This is a genomic window from Prescottella sp. GW823-FHT02E09 (genome assembly GCF_058797375.1).
The window spans coordinates 259,791-276,679 of record NZ_JBXAJP010000006.1 but is presented as its reverse complement, the minus strand read 5'-3'; the positions used below and the strand labels follow the sequence as shown (position 1 = coordinate 276,679).

The window sequence follows — 16,889 nt, the reverse complement described above, 5'->3', positions numbered from 1 at the left end:
TCGATCCACGGAGCTGCCACGACATCGGGTGCACGAAATGTGAGTAGGCGGATTCGGTCGTATGCGGGTGTGGACGCGACCTGCCGGAACCGGTCGGAGTGACCGCTCAGGCCCCGGGCCCGCAGCGCCGCTGCGCCGTCCGTGTGTCCGGACCCGGGGTGGTGTCCTGGTCGTGCACGACGACCACCATCTGCGCCCGTGCCGGTGACACTGACCGCACGCGGTGCGGGGTGTTGGCGTCGAAGTACAGGCTGTCGCCCTCGGCGAGGGTGATCACCTGATTGGGGATGCTCACTTCGACGGTGCCGCTCGTGACGAGAATGAACTCCTCGCCGGGGTGCTCCATGTGGTCGTCCGCGAATTCGGTTGCCGGGTGGACGATGAACGGTTGCATCGACTTCCCGATCATCGGGGCTGCGACGGGGTCGTAGACCGCGGCCCCGGAATCGTCGACGGGCAGACGCTGGTCGCGGCGTTCGACGGCCATCGTGTGGGAGTCGATGCCGTCGGAGAACAGTTGCGCCACATCGGCATCGAGGGCTCGGGCGATCTTCAGTGCGACCGCGATGGACGGCGTGCTGATCCCGCGTTCGACCTTGGACAGATAGCTCTTCGTCAGCCCGGTGCTCTCGGCGAGGGCTTCCAGGGTGAACCCGGCCCTGCGCCGATGGGACCGGAGAAACGCCACCACCGTCCGACTCTCCTTCGCTCGCCGCTGCCTTCTCGACCCCGCGCTGGTCTCGAGGGGCTCAGTTCGTTTCCGGATTCTACTTCCCGGGACGGCCCCGTTGCACATAGGACACAAAGTGTCCTACAGTGCATGTTGTGTCATTGACCGGCGAAGAGTGAAGGAGGCCGACATGGCGACCACGATGAATCTCGGCAAGGCCGAACTGATGGAGACCGCGAAAGCGGCGATGCTCGAGAACGTTCCGAGGCAGCAGTGGACCGATCGGCAGAAGATCGCCCTCACCTGTCGCGCGTTGTTCGACGCCGGCCACGACTCGGGCCTGGCCGGACAGATCTCGGCCCGGGGTGCGACGCCGGGTACGTTCCTGACCCAGCGACTGGGCCTGGGCTTCGACGAGATCACCGAGGGCAACCTGCTGCTCGTCGACGAAGACCTCACCGTCCTCGAGGGTGACGGAATGGCCAACCCGGCCAACCGTTTCCACAGTTGGATCTACCGAGCTCGGCCTGACGTCAACTGCATCGTCCACACCCACCCACTGCACGTTGCCGCGTTGTCGATGCTCGAAGTGCCGCTCGAGATCTCGCAGATGGACATGGCCCCGCTCTACGACGACTGCGCGTTCCTGCCGGACTGGCCGGGTGTCCCGGTCGGCAACGAGGAGGGCGAGATCATCGCCGGTGCCCTGGGCGACAAGCGTGCGATCCTGCTGGCCCATCACGGGCAGCTCGTCGTCGGGTCGACGATCGAGGAGGCGTGTTCGCTGGCGCACCTGATCGAAAGGGCGGCCCACCTGCAGTTGCTGGCGATGGCCGCGGGCGAGATCAAACCGCTTCCGCCGCGGCTGGCGAAGGAAGCGCACGACTGGACGCTCACCCCTCGCCGCAGCGAGGCGAACTTCGGGTACTACGCGCGCAAGGCGCTGCGGGCGCATCCGGACGCCGTCGACCTTCCCTGACCCCCGACCTCTCCAGGAGCAGTCATGACCAACGCCGTAAGCGGCATCGTCGCGTACCCCGTGACCCCGTTCCATCCCCGTGATTCCGACACTGTCAACGTCGAGATCCTGCACGTCTTGCTCGACCGTCTGATCGGCGCGGGCGTCGATGCGATCGCGCCACTCGGCAGTACCGGGGAGAGCGCCTACCTCGACCACGACGAATGGGTCACCGTCGCAAGTGAATCCGTCGGTCACGTCGACGGCCGCGTGCCGACCGTCGTCGGGGTGTCCGACCTGACCACGGCCGGCGCGATCCGCCGGGCGCGGATCGCCGAAAGCCTCGGTGCCACCGCGGTGATGGCGCTGCCGACGTCGTACTGGCGGCTCACCGAGGGTGAGGTCCGTCAGCATTTCACCGCCATCGCCGAATCGGTGTCGATTCCGCTGATGGTCTACAACAACCCCGCCACCACGGGCATCGACATGAACCCGGAGTTCCTGTTCGACCTCGTCTCGACCGTCGACAACATCACGATGGTCAAGGAATCGAGCGGCGACATCACCCGCATGCGCCGGCTGCGCGAGCTCAGCGGCGGCGAGTTGCCGTTCTTCAACGGGAGCAATCCGCTCGCGCAGCAGGCATTCGATGCCGGTGCGGCCGGGTGGTGCACGGCCGCACCGTGCCTGATCCCGGAGCAGATCGTGACCTTTCACCGTTTGGTCGCCGCAGGGGACCAGGCTGCCGCGTCGGACTACTTCGACCGGATCCGGCCATTCCTCGACATGATCGTCAGTCGCGGGCTGCCCACGACGATCAAGTCCGGGTTGCGAAGTATCGGCATCGATGCCGGGGATCCACGTCGGCCGCTGCTGCCACTCGACGAGGCCGAGGCCGTGCACCTGCGCGGGCTCATCGCCGCCGTGTGCCGGTAGTAGGAGCAGTGGACACCGGTCTCGGAACGGACACCGTCGTCACCCTGCCCGTGGCCGGGCCCACCTTCGTCGCCGGGCAGATGTTGTGAGTCGGGGCGAGGAGATGCCTCCGGTGATGTTGGAGGAGTTACTCGTCGGCGGGATCCGCGAGTTGCCCGGCGGACGCGCGTCGAGTGGCATCTACAAGAAACCTGTCGACCGCCCGCTGTGGCTGTCGGTCACCGGTCTCACCGGTGACCGACAGGCCGACACTCGGCACCACGGCGGCCCCGACAAGGCGGTGCACCACTACCCGTCGGACCATCTGGCGTTCTGGCGGCGCGAGCTCGCGTCGTCGGCGGTGGCCCGGGGCGCATTCGGCGAGAACTTCTCGACGACGGGCCTGGTCGAATCGCAGGTATGTGTGGGCGATACATTCGCGATCGGAACGGCGATCGTGCAGATCTCGCAGGGCCGACAGCCGTGCTGGAAACTCGATCAGCGTTTCGAGGCCAGGGGAGTGGCGCGGCGGATGCAGGCGGTCTGCAACACCGGCTGGTACTACCGCGTGCTGCAACCGGGACGCGTGCGGCGGGGCGATCGTCTCCTTCTGGTGGACCGGCCCGAACCCGACTGGCCGGTCTCGCGCCTGCTGCGTCTGCTCTTCGAACGAGGATCGAGCGGCCCGGACGAATGGGCCGCCGCCAGTCGGGTGTCGGCACTCGCGCCGGGTTGGCGCGCCACGTTCGCCGCACGAGTCGGTAATGGCGCGATCGAGGATTGGAACGCCCGCTTGAACGCGCCGTAGGCCGGCGTTCGTCCGGTGGCGGTTCGGTGGACGAGCCTGGGGACTGCCCTGGCATCCGTCGTTGTGGTGGCCGTCTCGAGAGCTGGGGATCGGCGCCCGCCCGGTGTATGCTTGCCGATAAGCAAGTAAATTGGAGGTGGACGTTGACGAGCCTCTTCGACGACGACGAGGTCTCCCGGCTGCGCGTCGCACTCGGACGCATTTCCCGGCAGGTCGACCGGCAGACATCCGGCGGCGAGCTGACCAAGACGCAGTTCTCGATCCTGACCACGGCGGTGCGCCGCGGGCCGATCCGGGCCAGCGAGATGGCCGAGATCGAGACCCTCAACCCGACGATGCTCTCGCGGATGATCGGCAAGATGGCGGCCGAGGGGCTGCTGATGCGCTCGGCCGATCCCGACGACGGCCGAGCCGTCGTCGTCGCCGCGACGCCCGAGGGGGTCGCCCTACACGCGCAGTTGCGGGACAAGCGGACCCGGCTGTTCGCCGAGTACCTCGCCCAACTTCCCGAGACCAAGACCCAGGATCTGCTCGACGCCCTGCCGGCCCTCGAGGCCCTCGGTGAACGGATGTGTCAGGCCCGGGCCACGGCCCGCTCATGACGGCCGCGGGGAAACTCGGACGTCAGACGTTCGCGGCGCTCGCGAACCGCAACTTCCGCCGCTTCATCAGTGGCCAGGCCGTCTCGCTCATCGGCACCTGGATGCAGCTCGTCGCGCAGTCGTGGCTGGTCCTCGAGCTCACCGGCTCGGGCACCGCGATCGGCCTGGTCGTCGCGCTGCAGACGCTGCCGGTCCTGCTGCTCGGGCCGTACGGCGGCGTGATCGCCGACCGCACCGACAAGCGACGGCTGATGATCGCTCTGCAGACGATGATGGGCGTCCAGGCCCTCGTCCTCGGCGTCCTCACGATCACCGGGACCGTCCAGCTGTGGCACGTGTACGTGCTCGCGCTGCTGCTCGGCCTCAACAACTGCTTCGAAAACCCTGCGCGGCAGTCGTTCCTGCTCGAGATGGTGGGCCCGGCGGACCTGCGAAACGCCGTCAGCCTGCAGTCCACGTTGGTCAGTGCCTCGCGCATCGTCGGTCCGGCGGTCGCGGGTGTCACGATCGCGGCCGGCGGGCTGGGCGTGTGCTTCCTGCTCAACGCCGCCAGCTTCGTCGCGGTGGTGACGTCGCTGCTGCGGCTGAACGTCGCCGAGCTGCATCCGTCGCCGCCGATGGAACGCGCCCGCGGCCAGCTCCGCGAGGGCCTGCGCTATGTGAGGGCCAACCGCAATCTCGCGGTGCCGCTGCTGATGATGGCGTTCATCGGATGCCTCGCGTTCGAGTTCCAGGTGGTGCTCCCGATCGTCGCCGACCAAACGTTCGGCGCCGGCTCGGAGGCGTACGGCTTCATGACCGCGGCGATGGGCATCGGCGCGGTGTGCGGCGGACTGCTGGTCGCGACATGGGGCCGCACCGGCACCCGCGTCCTGATCGTCGCGGCCGCAGCGTTCGGATTCTCGATGGTCGCCGCGGCCGCCGCGCCCACGCTGGCGCTGGAACTGATCGCGCTCGTGATCGTCGGCGCGGTCAGCATCGCGTTCAACTCCACCACCAACAGCACCCTCCAGCTCGAGGCCGAACCGCAGATGCGCGGCCGCGTGATGGCACTGTGGGCCACCGCGTTCCAGGGCTCGACGGCCATCGGTGGCCCCATCGCCGGCTGGGTCAGCCAGGAGTGGGGCGGCCGGGCCGGGCTGATGCTCGGCGCGATCACCTGTCTGGTCGTGGCCCTGGTCGCGGCCGTCGTGATCGGTCGCGGCAAGGAGGCCACCGCCCAGACCCGGCCGGTCCCCGAGGATCCGCAACCGATCGCCGCCACCCCGGCGATCACCGAGGACCGCCCGGCTCCCGCCGAGGGCGTGCGGTCGAAGGCGGCTTGACCTTCACGCTGGTCGAGACTCCATGATGTCCGGGTGAGCGCATTCGGAGCGGACGGGTTGATCACGATCGGCGTACTCGCGCGGGCGAGCGGACTGACGCCGAGCGCGCTGCGCTTCTACGACGACTGTGGACTGCTCGTCCCGGAGTGGGTCGACCCGTCGACCGGGTACCGATACTACACCGAGACCCAGCGCGACCGGGCGACGACGATCCGACGGCTGCGCGAGATCGACGTTCCGCTCGACAGCGTCGCCCGGATCCTCGAAGGGGGCGACGACGCCGGACCACTCCTCGACGCGCACGTCCGCGCTCTGCGGGAGCGGGCCGACGCCGCCGCCGCGGTCGCCGCGGCCATCACGACCGCGCTGCCGACGCGACCGTCGGCGTCGCTGTCCGCCGCCGCACTCGCCGACGCCGTCGCACAGGTACGGGCCGCCGCCGCGTCGGATCCCGAGTTCCCGGTCCTGGCCGGGATTCTCGTGGAGGCCGGCGGCGGTACCGTCACGCTGACCGCGACCGATCGCTACCGGCTGTCGACGCGGAGCATCGCGTGCCCCACGGCCTCGGCCGAGTGGTCCGTCGTGGTGCCCGCGTCCGCCCTCGACGACCTGACGTCGTGGTTGCGCGCACGACGTGAGGTCGTGCTCCGCAGCGGCGCGGACGGTCTCGTGCTCACCGCCGACGGCTTCGAACGACGCTGCGTCACGATCGACGACGCGTTCCCCGACTACCGGGCGATGCTCGCCGCCCTGCCCGCCGCGTCCACCCGGGTCGTCGTGTCCCGGGACGCGCTGCTCGCCGCGGTCGAGGACAGCCCCGACACGCGGCTGCGGTGCACCGTCGGGGCCACCGGTGTGACGGTGCGTGTGGGGGAGCGCGAGCGGCACCTCACCGCCACCGTCACCGGCCGCGACATCGAGGTGTGGTTCACCTCCGGCACGCTGCACGCCGCCGTGGCGACCGCCGTCGGACCCGACGTCATGCTCGACCTCTCCGCCGCCGACATGCCCGCCGTCATCCGGTCCGCCTCCGACGGCGACCTCACCACGCTCGCCATGCCCACTGCCCCGTGACCCGAACTGCTCCGTAACATCCACCACGACAGGAGAACCGAGTGACCACAGACCTCACCACGGATGCGATCGCCCGCGCCGTCACGCTCGGGCGTGACGGCGATCCGGACGCCGCCCGCGCCGCGCTCGTCGAGATCTGGACCGAGTTGGGCCCGCTCGGCGATCCGCTGCACCGGTGCACGCTGGCGCACTATCTCGCCGACCTGTACGACGATCCCGCGCAGGCGCTGGTGTGGGACGTGCGGGCGCTCGACGCCGCCGATGCCCTCACCGACGACCGGTTGCGGCAACAGTACGCGAGCCTCACGGTTCGCGGCTTCTATCCGTCGCTGCACCTGAACCTGGCCGACAACTTCCGTCGGCTGGGCTCGTTCGACCGGGCGCGTGAGCATCTCGATGCGGCCGGCCGGTACCTCGACGCACTCGGCGACGACAGTTACGGTGCGATGATCCGCACCGCGAGCGACGAAGTCGGGGCGGCCGTCGCCGAACGGTCCGTGGAACGGCGCCCCTCGCACCCGTAGGCCGCGCGACGTCGACTCCGACGGGTCAGGACGTGTGCGTCGCGGTCGGAATCCAGTTGCCGTGGAATCCGGCCGGGACCCGTTGCGGCAGTGTGACGGTGGCGCGGTCCTCCAGGGTCTGGGCGTCCAGGATCCGCAGCTCGGTCTGGCGGCGCGCGAGATCGGTGACCAGTCCCATCACGATGCCGTCACCCTCCGCGCAATCCGGAGACGCGGGCTGGAAGACGAACTCTCCGACCGCCGATCGGGGACCGAAGTCGCGGGTGGCGGCCACGCCGCGGTCACGATCCGCGCGGAGCAGCCGGTGTTCTCCCGAGAGGTCGTCGGTTCCCGAGACCAGCCAGCAATCGCGGTGGGCGGCGGTGGTGAACCGTTCGTCGATTCGCGGGAACTCGACGTGCTCGTCGCCGAGCCTCTCGCGTCGGACCGAACTGCCGGCCCGCGGAAGGTGCCACCGTTCCAGGCGAGGCCGGCCCTCGGAGGGCCCGGTGAGGTCGCCGTCGAAGACCCGTTCGTGGACGACCAGGTCGACGACGACACCCTCCCGAGTGCTGGACGCGTTGACGGGATGGAACACGTAGCAGGGCTCCACATCCAACCAGATGGGCGTCGGATCGCCGTTCCGGGGAATCAACCCGACGCGGGCGCGATACCCGGTGTCCCACGAGTAGGGGAAGCTGCCCGCACGGGTTCGCGGAAGGCGGTTCAGGAGGGGATGCGGCACTCGGACCCGCCCGATCGCCGCGCTCAGGGCCAACGCCGCCAAGGGGCGCAGTGGCCGGGCCACGTTGGCCGCGACGGCGCTCCGGACGTCGAACGTCACCGGCAGGTCGTAGACCACCACGTAGTCACGGGTCAGGGAGAAGGCATGCATCATCGGACTGCCCCCGACGCGGATCGGGAGCTTCTTCCGGAGCCGGCCGTCGGCGCCGATCACGGTGTACTGCACCGTGTCTCCCCTGCCGAGATGGTACGAGACCGCATGGAGCTCACCGGTTTCCGGATCCTCGATGGGGTGCGCGGTGTATCCGCCGTGGACAGTGCCGTCGAAGTCGCAGACATCGACGGTGTCGAGTTTCTCGGACAGTTCCGCGCACGCCAGGCCGCCCTCGACCAGTGCCAGCGTCCGGCCGGCGAAGCCGATCACGTTCGTGTTCGCCGACGGGCCGTGCAGGGGTGAACGGCCGCGCTCGGACGGCGCCGACCGTTGCAGCGCCGCCGACGTCACCTCCGAGTCGACCCACCGGTTCCGATACCACAGCGCCTGACCGTCGCCGAGTCGGACGCCGTGAACCATGCCGTCGCCGGTGAACCAGTTGTATTCGGCAGGAAGCACATCCGCGATCGGGTTGGGGCCGTTGCGGAGATACCGGCCGTCGAGCCAGTCGGGGATCGTGCCCCGCACGGGAAGGTCGTACTCGGTCGTTTCGGTGCGGACCGGTGCATAGCGTTCGTCGACGAAACTCGTCGCCATCGAAGATCCCCCCTCGTGAACGGCTTGCGGCCACGATAGCCGGATGGACACGACGGGAGGGCCGGTCCGGAAGATCTGCCCGTGCGGGACCGAGTCGGCAGATTCGAGCCGAGGCTTCCGCTCTGCGCGGTGAGGATGCGGGATTCGGACAGCAGCGTAGCTGTGGCGCGTATCCCGTCGTGCTCATACGCTGTGCCGATGAAGAAATGGTGGCTCATCGGTTGTGCGGTTCTCGTGGTGCTCGTCGGTATTGTTGCGGGCCCGTGGATCTATGGTGAGTTCATCGCCGAGGACGACGCCCCGGCCGCATCGGTGTCCACCGAGGGTGCGCAGGCCGCCTCCGGCTCCGTCGACGGTGATTGGGCGGTCGGCCCGGGGGAGGGGGCCAACGCGACCGCCGCCGGGTACACCGTCTCGGAGATTCTCAACGGCGCCCGGGTCACCGTCGTCGGAACCACCGATCAGGTGCACGGAAACGTCAGCATCGCCGGCGAGAAGATGACCCTCGCCGAGGTCGTCGTGCAGGTCGCCGACATAGCGACCGACAATGCTCGTCGAGACGGTCAGTTCCGCGGCAACGTGATGGATGTGGAGACCTTCCCGACCGCGAAGTTCGCCCTCACGACGCCGGTCGACCTCGCGTCGCTGCCCACCGACGGCACGGCCGCGACGGTGAAGGCGGACGGCACGTTGACCCTCGAGGATCAGACCCGGCCGGTGAGCGTCGACGTGAAGGTGCTGCACACCGGCGACGAGCTGGTCGCGTCCGGCAGCATCCCGGTCACGTGGTCCGACTACGGAATCACGCCGCCGTCACTGGGGTTCGTGACCGTCGACGACAGCGGCACGGTCGACTTCCTGGTGAGCCTCGCCCGCGCCTGACGGCGCCCACCCGGGCGGGCCGAACGCGTAGCCCAGTCGGTCGCGCCACGACGCGGCCGCACGGACGTCGCGGGCGATCGCGGCGTACTCGTGGGTCTGTAGCCGCCAGATGTCGTAGGTGCCGACCGGTTTCGTCAAACCGTAGGTGGGGCGCTGCTTCTCGGCCTGGAACGTGCCGAACAGGCGGTCCCACACGATCAGGATCCCGCCGTAGTTGCGGTCCAGGTACTCGGGATCGCAGCCGTGGTGCACGCGGTGGTGCGACGGGGTGTTGAGGACGAACTCGATCGGTCGCGGCAGCTTCCGGACACGCTCGGTGTGCACGAAGAACTGGTACACCAGGTTCACCGAGAATCCGACGAAGATCATCCACGGTGGAATGCCGATGAGTGGCAACGGGATCCACATCAGGATCTCGCCGCTGTTGTTCCACTTCTGCCGCAGCGCGGTGGAGAAGTTGAAGTACTCGCTCGAATGGTGTGCCTGGTGGGTGGCCCAGATCAGCCGGATCCGGTGCGCCATGCGGTGGTACGCGTAGTACAGCAGGTCGATGCCGACCAGCAGTATCACCCACGTGTACCAGGCGTTCGCCGGCAGGTGCCACGGAGCGACATACACCCAGATCGCGGAGTAGCCGATGAGAGCGAGGAACTTCCAGAACGCCGTCGTCGCGATCGAGACCAGGCCCATCGAGATCGACGCCCGCGCATCACGGAACTCGTAGCCCGCGGTGGGCGGGAAGGCTCGACCGTCGCGGACGTCGGTCTCCTCGAGCTTGCGGGCCGCGAACCACTCCAGCCCCAGGAACACGAGGAAGGCCGGTATCGCCAGGGTCACCGGGTCACCGAGCGGTTCGAGCAGCGAACCCCACGCGGCGGTGAGGGTCTCCCACATGTGTCCTCCAGGCTGTCGCGCACTCCTGGAAAATCTACCGCGCGGAGTGACGTGGGTCACCATCCGGTGCGGGGTCGGTAGGATTTCCTACCGAAACGGTGGGGATCGACGAGGGGGTACCGTGCACATCACCGCGCGAGTCGACTACGCCGTCCGCACGCTCGTCGAACTGGCGGCGGTCGGCCCGGCGCCGGCGAAGGCCGAGTTCCTGGCCGGTGCGCAGTCCATTCCGCACAAGTTCCTCGAGGCCGTGCTCGCCGACCTGCGTCGTGGCGGGCTCGTCAACAGCCGCCGCGGCCCCGACGGCGGCTACTGGCTGGCCCGACCGGCCGCGGAGATCACCGTCGCCGACGTCATCCGCACCGTCGAGGGCCCGCTGGCCTCCGTGCGCGGTGAGCGACCCGAGGACGTCACGTACGACGGCCCGGCCGAGTCGCTGCAGCAGGTGTGGATAGCCGTTCGGGTGAATCTGCGGTCCGTGCTCGAGGGTGTCACGATTGCGGACGTCGCGGCAGGTGCACTGCCGTCGTTCGTCGACGAACTCACCGCGGATCCGGGGGCGTGGCGTCGGCGCTAGATTCGTCCGCCGAGGCGCTGCCCGAGGGGACAATCCAGCGTCAGCGATACGACATCGGCGGAAACCTGCTCGCGGGATGCCACACGCAACGCGGCCGACATCGGACCGGTCAGGAGGGCTGCCGACTTGCCGGCATCGCTTACGTTCGTCGCGCTCGTCGGAAGTCGCCCGAGAGGTCGAACGCATGATTGCCGGGGCGATGCGGGCTTTCGGCGGAGTCGACATCATGTCCCCAATAGTGCTCGGGCGTGGTCATCGGCACATTTGGACATCGGTCAGCGCTTCGAGAGCCGGAACGAGGGCTTTGAATGCGCGGGCCCGGTGTGAATTCCGGTATCTGTCCTCGGTGTCCCACTCGGCGACGGTGCGCTCGTGACCGGGCGCTTGGCCGTCCGGGACGAAGATCGAGTCGTACGGGAATCCGTCGTCACCTGCCGGCGTGAGAGTCAACCGGCCCGACCAGTGTTCCGTGGCGACGTATTCGGCACCGCTGGGGGCGACGAGCGCGAGCGCGGAAGTAAATCGTGCGGTGCGGTGCGGGTCGGCGACCTCCGAGAGTTGGTCGAGCAGCAGATCGAGGTTCGCGGTGGGGTCCTTGTAGTGGCCGGCCCAGTAGGCCGAGAACACGCCGGGCGCGCCTCCGAGCACGTCCACACACAATCCGGAATCGTCGGCGACAGTTGGAAGGCCGGAGTGTGCGGCGGCAACGCGTGCCTTGATGAGGGCGTTGTCACGGAAACTGAGCCCGTCCTCGACCGGCTCGGGACCGTCGTAGGCAACCGGTGTCCAGTCGGGGAGGACCAATCCGGTGATGTGGCGGTACTCGGCGACTTTGGTTGAGTTGTGTGTCGCGAGGACGAAGGTGTTGTGTTCGAGCATGTTCGACTTTCCTTGGTCGGCAAAGGATCTGGATATGTCTCGGATTGCTCCCCAGTGGGACCGGGCCTGCCGTGCGGCATACCACCGAGGTGGGGCAGGATTCGAACCTGCATACGCGGTGGTGCGCACCGCTACCTGGCCATTCGGTCACCCCACCGTGTGTGCCGACGTCTTCACCGGCACAGGGCCGACTCATTCGTGCCCGTTCAGTGCTTCCTCGATCACCATGAGCGCGTACCGGAGCAGATCGTCGGTGACGTCGAGGGTCGGCAGGAACCTGATGACGTTGCCGTCGCTGCCTGCGGTGATCAGGACCACGCCCCGCCGGGCCGCGTGCTCGCTGATCGCAGCGGCGCTCCCGGGCAGTGGTCGAGTCGTTCCCGCCTGGGTCAGCTCGAACGCGATCATCGCACCGCGTCCCCGGACATCGCCGATGGTGGGGTGGTTTTCGGCAATTCGCCGTAGCCCACTGGTGAGGGTGTTGCCGATACGGCGTGCGGCGGCGAACTGTTCCTCGTCTTCCAGAAAGTCGAGAACGGCGTGCGCGGCGGCGATCGAGACGGGGTTGCCGCCGAAGGTCCCGCCGAGGCCGCCGGGCGCCGCGGCATCCATGATCTCGGCTCGTCCGGTGACCCCGGCGAGGGGTAGACCGGCGGCGATCTGTTTGGCGGTGAGCACCACGTCAGGGACGAAGCCGAACAGTTCGCTGGCGAACCAGGTCCCGGTCCGTCCGAGCCCGCACTGAATCTCGTCGGCGACGAGAACGACGCCGCTTCGGTTGGCCCATTCCTGCAGGGCGGGTAGGTATCCGTCTGCGGGCACGATGAATCCGCCCTCGCCCTGGATGGGTTCGACGACGAGAGCGGCGAGGTCGGCGGAGCCTACGCGCTCTTCCAGGTATGCGATCGTCCGATCGGCGGCCTGCCGACCGGTCAGCCCGTCCCGGAACGGGTAGGAGTTCGGCGCCCGGTGGACATCGGGTGCGAACGGCCCGAAACCGGTCGCGTACGGGACTGCCCGGTGGTTCATTGCGAGAGTCAGATTGGTACGGCCGTGGAACCCGTGGTCCAAGGACGCGACTGCTCGCCGCCCCGTGTACGCCCGGGCGACTTTCACGGCGTTCTCGACCGCTTCGGCACCGGAGTTCACGAACATGGTCTTCTTCGCATGCGAGCCGGGGGTCTTCTCGGCCAGGCGTTCGGCCAGCCGCACGTACCCCTCGTAGGGGGTGATGCCGAACAGGGTGTGGGTGACCCGGTTCAGTTGAGCTGACGCAGCATCGATGATGCTCTGCTGGTGGTGGCCGACCATGTTGACGCCGGCGCCGCAACCCAAGTCCAGAAACCTGTTGCCGTCGACGTCGATGAGCCACGGACCCGCTGCGTGGTCGATGTAGATCGGCAGCGCGCTCCCGATTCCGCGCGGGACCGCCGCGGCCTTGCGGCTGTGGAGCGCGCGACTCTTCGGCCCGGGAACCTCGGTGACCAGGGCTGGTCGCGTGAAAGTGGTTGCTATTGATTGTGTTTCGGTCATGCTGGTTCTTTCTTCGGTCGGTTCGGCTTCTCGGAGTCCACACACCGCGTGGGGGGTGCCTGGTGCCGGTAGTCGGTGAGGAACCGGGCGAAACGTTCCAGGGCGTCGGCGAGAACCCGAGTGTGTGGAAGGAACGCGATGCGCAGGTGGTCGATGACCGTGAGTGCTGATCGGGCGACCTGCATCGGCGCCTGCTACAACGATCCGAATACGGCTGCAGCACTCCGGCGTCGACCGCTTCGACGCCCCCCGCTGGTAGGTGGGTGCAGGCCGCTGTCGACGAGGAAGCCTCGTCTCCGAACCGGCCTGCCCTGGCCCGGTCGGTAGGACCAGGGCAGGCCGATGGATCAACTCGCATTCTCCGCTGTCGCCCGTGCTGTCACTCGGAGGACCTCTGGCGACAGCGAGTTCATGTCGCAGTGCTCACTTCGCGGCGGGTTCGGCCTCGTAGGTGACCCAGTTCGTGCGCGTGGCGAGGGTGTTGTAGAGCGCCTGGGCTTGATGGTTGTCTTCGGCGGTCACCCACTGCACCGCGGTGCGACCCTCGGCGGTGGCCATCTCGGTGAGACGCCCGATCAGTGCACGTCCGACGCCCCGGCCTCGGGCTGCGGGGTCGGTGAACAGGTCGTCGAGGAAGAGGCCGGTGGTTCCGGTGTAGGGCGAGGAGAAACGGCGATGGTGTGCGAACCCGAGGATCTCGCCGTCCGCTTCCGCAACAAGAGCCTTGCATTCGTGCCGGGGATCCATGAACCAGCCCCATGCACGGGAGACGATGTCCTCGGACTCGGGCAGCTTGTAGAACTCGCGGTACTCGCGGAAGAGGACGCGCCAGCGATTCTCGTCGGCAGGGGCGAGCGGCCGGATCGTCGGCAGGGAAGTCGTTGCCATTGGTGGCTCCTATCGGTGTTCGAAGGTCTCGGCAGAGTGGTACTGCCAGTTACTGTCTGAGCGTTCTGTGCCCGCGAGGATTGAAAGTTCGATGCGGGATGTGCCACGCCCAGGATCCGGTCACGTAATCACTGCGTTCTCCTTTCTCGTCTTGCCTGTTCGGCTGGGTGGCCGGCGCGGAGAGAGGAGGAGATACACGGCGCTGCCCGCGACGAGGCCCCAGAACGCGGCGCCGACGCTGAAGAACGCGACGCCCGACATGGTGACCGCGAGCGTGGTGAGGGCCGCGATCCCGGTGTGGGCATCGCTTCCCATCGCGCCCTCGAGCGCGGTGAGCGCTGATCCGAGCAGCGCGACGGCGGCAAGTACCGAAACCGTTTCGCTCGGGATCGCCTGGAACCCGGCCACAAGCACGCCCCCGAACGAGCCGACCAGCAAGTAGGTGAGGCCGCCCGAGAGGCCCGCGATATAGCGCTTCGAGGGATCCGGGTGCGACTCGGGGCCGAGCGCGATCGCCGCCGTGATCGCGCCGAGGTTGATGCCGTGGCAGCCGAAGGGCGCGAGGATCGCCGAAACCGTCGAGATGGAACCGACGAGCACTCGGTCGTTCGGCTCATACCCCTGCGAGTGGAGCAGTGCGAGGCCCGGCGCGTTCTGCGAGGCCATCGTGACGATGAACAGCGGAAGCGCGATGCTCACGAGAGCGGACGGGGTGAACGCCGGCATCGTGAACACAGGGCCGCCGAGCGCGAGCGACGGCGCGACCTCGCGGAAGGATCCGGTCGCCCAAGTCGCCGCGAGTCCGGCGACGAGCCCGGCGAGCACTGCGTATCGGTCGAAGTAGCGTTTGCCGAGAAAGAACGCGACGACGATGCTCCCCGCGATCAACGGCGCGCTCGTGAAGGCGCCCGCCGCGGTCACGACGAAAGGCAGCAGGATCCCGGCGAGCAGCGCCTGCAGCACCGGGCCGGGCACCCTCGCGAGTAGCCGGCCGAACCAGCCCGTGTACCCGACCACGGCGGCGGCGACGGAGGCGACGAGGAACCCGCCGACCGCCTCGGCGAACGAGAAGCCACCGATCGAGGCGATCAGCAGCGCCGCTCCGGGCGTCGACCAAGCGACGATCACCGGCATGCGGGTGAAGAGGCTCAATGCGATGCTGCACACGCCGTTGCCGATCGATACCGCCCACACCCAGGATGCGGTCTGCGCCTCGTTCAGACCCGCTGCGCGGGTGGCTTCGAGCACGATCAGGAACGGGCCGGCGAAATTGATGAGCGCCGAGAGGAAGCCGGCGACAACCGCGGATACCGAGACATCACGCAGAACGGAGGAAACCCGACTCATCGCCGTGCCACCGAGGCCGCCGACTTCACGCCCGATCGATAGCGTAACAATCTTGCGGAAATTGGAGTAACGTTATTCACTATCTTCATGTCGAATGATAACAGGGCTTCGGAGATTGCGGCACGCATCCGCCAGCGGATCGCGACGATGCGTACTGGGGAGAAACTGCCGGGTGTCCGAGAACTCTCCGCAGAGTTCCAGGCGAGTGCGGCCACCGTCTCGGCGGCTCTTTCGGAACTGAGCGCGTTCGGACTGGTCCGGGCTGAACCCGGACGGGGAACGTTCGTGGCGGGCCACGACCGACTGCCGGAACCGGACTTTTCCTGGCAGTCTCAGGCGCTCGGCCGTGCCAGAGTGGACGCAGACCGGGCCGCTCGTCTGGGCGGCTACGGCACTCCCGAACACATCCCGCTCTCCTGGGGATACCTCGCTCCCGAACTACTGCCGAACGAGGAGCTGCATCGGATCGGCTCGCGTGCGGCAAAGAGCGGTCGTGCCTGGATGATGACACCGCCGGCGGGATCGCCGGAACTAAGGCGCATCCTCGCCTCCGAGTACCGCGCCGACCCGAACGACGTGCTCGTGGTCTCCGGCGGGCAGCAGGGGCTCGTCTTCACAATGCGCACGCTCGCCGAGCCGGGGTCCGCGGTCATCACCGAGAGTCCGAGCTATCCGGGTGCGATTCTCGCTGCGCAGAGCGCGGGCCTCAACCTCTCGTCGGTACCCGCCGACGCCGACGGGATCCAGGTCGACCGCCTCGCCGACGAACTCGAACGCACGCGAGCGCGAGTGGTCTACCTCCAGCCGAGCTACGCGAATCCGACCGGCGCGGTCCTGAGTGCAGAGCGCCGGACACAGGTGCTCGAACTCGCCGCCCGACACGGCGCGTTCATCATCGAGGACGACTGGGCGAGATACCTCGGCATCGACGGACAGGCCCCACCCCCCCTTTTCACCGAAGACCCCCACGGACACGTCGTGTCGATCCTCACCCTGTCGAAGCCTGCCTCCCCAGGTCTCAGGCTCGGCGCGGTCATCGCGCGCGGCCCGGCAGGCGAGCGGCTCCGGGCCGCGCGCACCGCCGACGACCTCTGCGTCGCGCCGCTGGTACAGGAAATCGCCTGCGGTCTCCTGACCTCGAATGTGTGGCCCCGGCACCTGAAACGCCTGCGCGCCGAGCTCGCGACGCGACGCGACGCACTCGCCTCCGCGATTCGTGCCACGACGCCCGGCATCCGCATCCCGCGCGTCCCGCACGGTGGCATTCACCTGTGGGCCAGGCTTCCCCAGGGCGCGGATACCCGCGAGGTCTGCGCGGCCGCGTACGCGGCCGGGGTGCTCATCGGAGACGGACGCCACTTCTTCGTGGACGAACCACCCGCACCGTTCCTGCGCTTCTCCTACGGGGCCGCAACCGAAGCCCAGATCGCCGAAGGCGTCAGGCGACTCTCCGAAATTCTCCAGCGGTGAGGGTCGGCGGTGCGAACCGGCGCGGGTGTGTCACCTAGCCGCCCGCCACGCGCCTCGCCGACGGCTACC

17 protein-coding genes and 1 tRNA gene are annotated in these 16,889 nt (G+C 68.3%); 10 read left to right on the top strand and 8 right to left on the bottom strand.

What is annotated here, in order from left to right:
• Positions 1-106 precede the first annotated feature (106 nt).
• A complete protein-coding gene (locus AC1RIF_RS17485; RefSeq protein ID WP_492602623.1) occupies positions 107-691 on the bottom strand; it encodes a helix-turn-helix domain-containing protein in 585 nt (194 codons plus the stop codon).
• Between the two features lie 169 nt (positions 692-860).
• Between AC1RIF_RS17485 and AC1RIF_RS17480 the strand changes: the two genes are divergently transcribed.
• The 7 genes from AC1RIF_RS17480 (at position 861) to AC1RIF_RS17450 (ending at position 6,876) form a co-directional block, all read left to right on the top strand.
• Complete coding sequence (locus AC1RIF_RS17480; protein WP_492602622.1) at positions 861-1,649, top strand: aldolase; 789 nt, start codon at positions 861-863, stop codon at positions 1,647-1,649.
• Positions 1,650-1,673: 24 nt separating this feature from the next.
• Positions 1,674-2,564, top strand: coding sequence for a dihydrodipicolinate synthase family protein (locus tag AC1RIF_RS17475; RefSeq protein WP_492602621.1), 891 nt, complete (start codon positions 1,674-1,676; stop codon positions 2,562-2,564).
• 115 nt (positions 2,565-2,679) lie between these two features.
• A complete protein-coding gene (locus AC1RIF_RS17470; RefSeq protein ID WP_492602620.1) occupies positions 2,680-3,351 on the top strand; it encodes an MOSC domain-containing protein in 672 nt (223 codons plus the stop codon).
• A gap of 143 nt (positions 3,352-3,494) precedes the next feature.
• A complete protein-coding gene (locus AC1RIF_RS17465; protein WP_492602619.1) occupies positions 3,495-3,953 on the top strand; it encodes a MarR family winged helix-turn-helix transcriptional regulator in 459 nt (152 codons plus the stop codon).
• Positions 3,950-5,278 (top strand): MFS transporter, encoded by a 1,329-nt coding sequence (locus AC1RIF_RS17460; protein ID WP_492602618.1) that lies wholly within the window; start codon positions 3,950-3,952, stop codon positions 5,276-5,278. The genes AC1RIF_RS17465 and AC1RIF_RS17460 overlap by 4 nt, the downstream gene beginning before the upstream one ends.
• Before the next feature lie 33 nt (positions 5,279-5,311).
• Positions 5,312-6,352 (top strand): DNA polymerase III subunit beta family protein, encoded by a 1,041-nt coding sequence (locus AC1RIF_RS17455; protein ID WP_492602617.1) that lies wholly within the window; start codon positions 5,312-5,314, stop codon positions 6,350-6,352.
• A 41-nt stretch (positions 6,353-6,393) separates the two neighbouring features.
• On the top strand, positions 6,394-6,876 hold the full coding sequence (locus AC1RIF_RS17450) for a hypothetical protein (RefSeq protein WP_492602616.1): 483 nt from the start codon (positions 6,394-6,396) through the stop codon (positions 6,874-6,876).
• A 25-nt stretch (positions 6,877-6,901) separates the two neighbouring features.
• Here AC1RIF_RS17450 and AC1RIF_RS17445 read toward each other — a convergent pair whose 3' ends face one another.
• Positions 6,902-8,350 (bottom strand): carotenoid oxygenase family protein, encoded by a 1,449-nt coding sequence (locus AC1RIF_RS17445; protein ID WP_492602615.1) that lies wholly within the window; start codon positions 8,348-8,350, stop codon positions 6,902-6,904.
• Between the two features lie 198 nt (positions 8,351-8,548).
• Here AC1RIF_RS17445 and AC1RIF_RS17440 point away from each other — a divergent pair, with 198 nt between their 5' ends.
• Positions 8,549-9,232, top strand: a complete 684-nt coding sequence (locus AC1RIF_RS17440) for a YceI family protein (protein ID WP_492602614.1) — start codon at positions 8,549-8,551, stop codon at positions 9,230-9,232.
• Here AC1RIF_RS17440 and AC1RIF_RS17435 read toward each other — a convergent pair.
• On the bottom strand, positions 9,164-10,126 hold the full coding sequence (locus AC1RIF_RS17435; RefSeq protein WP_492602613.1) for a sterol desaturase family protein: 963 nt from the start codon (positions 10,124-10,126) through the stop codon (positions 9,164-9,166). The genes AC1RIF_RS17440 and AC1RIF_RS17435 overlap by 69 nt on opposite strands.
• 121 nt (positions 10,127-10,247) lie before the next feature.
• Here AC1RIF_RS17435 and AC1RIF_RS17430 point away from each other — a divergent pair, with 121 nt between their 5' ends.
• A complete protein-coding gene (locus tag AC1RIF_RS17430) occupies positions 10,248-10,703 on the top strand; it encodes an RrF2 family transcriptional regulator (RefSeq protein ID WP_492602612.1) in 456 nt (151 codons plus the stop codon).
• A gap of 252 nt (positions 10,704-10,955) precedes the next feature.
• Here the strand turns inward: AC1RIF_RS17430 and AC1RIF_RS17425 are convergent, their stop codons facing one another.
• From AC1RIF_RS17425 to AC1RIF_RS17405, 5 genes are all read right to left on the bottom strand, one after another.
• A complete protein-coding gene (locus AC1RIF_RS17425) occupies positions 10,956-11,582 on the bottom strand; it encodes a non-canonical purine NTP pyrophosphatase (RefSeq protein ID WP_492602611.1) in 627 nt (208 codons plus the stop codon).
• 86 nt (positions 11,583-11,668) lie between these two features.
• Positions 11,669-11,740: transfer RNA gene (locus AC1RIF_RS17420), tRNA-OTHER, on the bottom strand.
• Positions 11,741-11,774: 34 nt separating this feature from the next.
• Entirely contained in the window at positions 11,775-13,115 is a 1,341-nt protein-coding gene (locus AC1RIF_RS17415) for an aminotransferase class III-fold pyridoxal phosphate-dependent enzyme (protein WP_492602610.1), read from the bottom strand.
• 423 nt (positions 13,116-13,538) lie between these two features.
• Positions 13,539-14,003, bottom strand: coding sequence for a GNAT family N-acetyltransferase (locus AC1RIF_RS17410; RefSeq protein WP_492602609.1), 465 nt, complete (start codon positions 14,001-14,003; stop codon positions 13,539-13,541).
• Positions 14,004-14,123: 120 nt separating this feature from the next.
• Positions 14,124-15,350, bottom strand: a complete 1,227-nt coding sequence (locus tag AC1RIF_RS17405; RefSeq protein ID WP_492602608.1) for a benzoate/H(+) symporter BenE family transporter — start codon at positions 15,348-15,350, stop codon at positions 14,124-14,126.
• A gap of 87 nt (positions 15,351-15,437) precedes the next feature.
• On the opposite strand from AC1RIF_RS17405, the gene AC1RIF_RS17400 reads away from it, so the two are divergent.
• On the top strand, positions 15,438-16,820 hold the full coding sequence (locus tag AC1RIF_RS17400) for an aminotransferase-like domain-containing protein (RefSeq protein WP_492602607.1): 1,383 nt from the start codon (positions 15,438-15,440) through the stop codon (positions 16,818-16,820).
• Positions 16,821-16,889: the final 69 nt, after the last annotated feature.

Excerpts from the sequence above, each read along its gene's own strand:
- AC1RIF_RS17480 (WP_492602622.1), top strand. The coding sequence starts at position 861 with ATGGCGACCACGATGAATCTCGGCAAGGCCGAACTGATGGAGACCGCG.
- AC1RIF_RS17475 (WP_492602621.1), top strand. The coding sequence starts at position 1,674 with ATGACCAACGCCGTAAGCGGCATCGTCGCGTACCCCGTGACCCCGTTC.
- AC1RIF_RS17470 (WP_492602620.1), top strand. The coding sequence starts at position 2,680 with ATGTTGGAGGAGTTACTCGTCGGCGGGATCCGCGAGTTGCCCGGCGGA.
- AC1RIF_RS17460 (WP_492602618.1), top strand. The coding sequence starts at position 3,950 with ATGACGGCCGCGGGGAAACTCGGACGTCAGACGTTCGCGGCGCTCGCG.
- AC1RIF_RS17445 (WP_492602615.1), bottom strand. The coding sequence starts at position 8,350 with ATGGCGACGAGTTTCGTCGACGAACGCTATGCACCGGTCCGCACCGAA.
- AC1RIF_RS17440 (WP_492602614.1), top strand. The coding sequence starts at position 8,549 with ATGAAGAAATGGTGGCTCATCGGTTGTGCGGTTCTCGTGGTGCTCGTC.
- AC1RIF_RS17435 (WP_492602613.1), bottom strand. The coding sequence starts at position 10,126 with ATGTGGGAGACCCTCACCGCCGCGTGGGGTTCGCTGCTCGAACCGCTC.
- AC1RIF_RS17425 (WP_492602611.1), bottom strand. The coding sequence starts at position 11,582 with ATGCTCGAACACAACACCTTCGTCCTCGCGACACACAACTCAACCAAA.
- AC1RIF_RS17415 (WP_492602610.1), bottom strand. The coding sequence starts at position 13,115 with ATGACCGAAACACAATCAATAGCAACCACTTTCACGCGACCAGCCCTG.
- AC1RIF_RS17410 (WP_492602609.1), bottom strand. The coding sequence starts at position 14,003 with ATGGCAACGACTTCCCTGCCGACGATCCGGCCGCTCGCCCCTGCCGAC.
- AC1RIF_RS17405 (WP_492602608.1), bottom strand. The coding sequence starts at position 15,350 with ATGAGTCGGGTTTCCTCCGTTCTGCGTGATGTCTCGGTATCCGCGGTT.
- AC1RIF_RS17400 (WP_492602607.1), top strand. The coding sequence starts at position 15,438 with ATGTCGAATGATAACAGGGCTTCGGAGATTGCGGCACGCATCCGCCAG.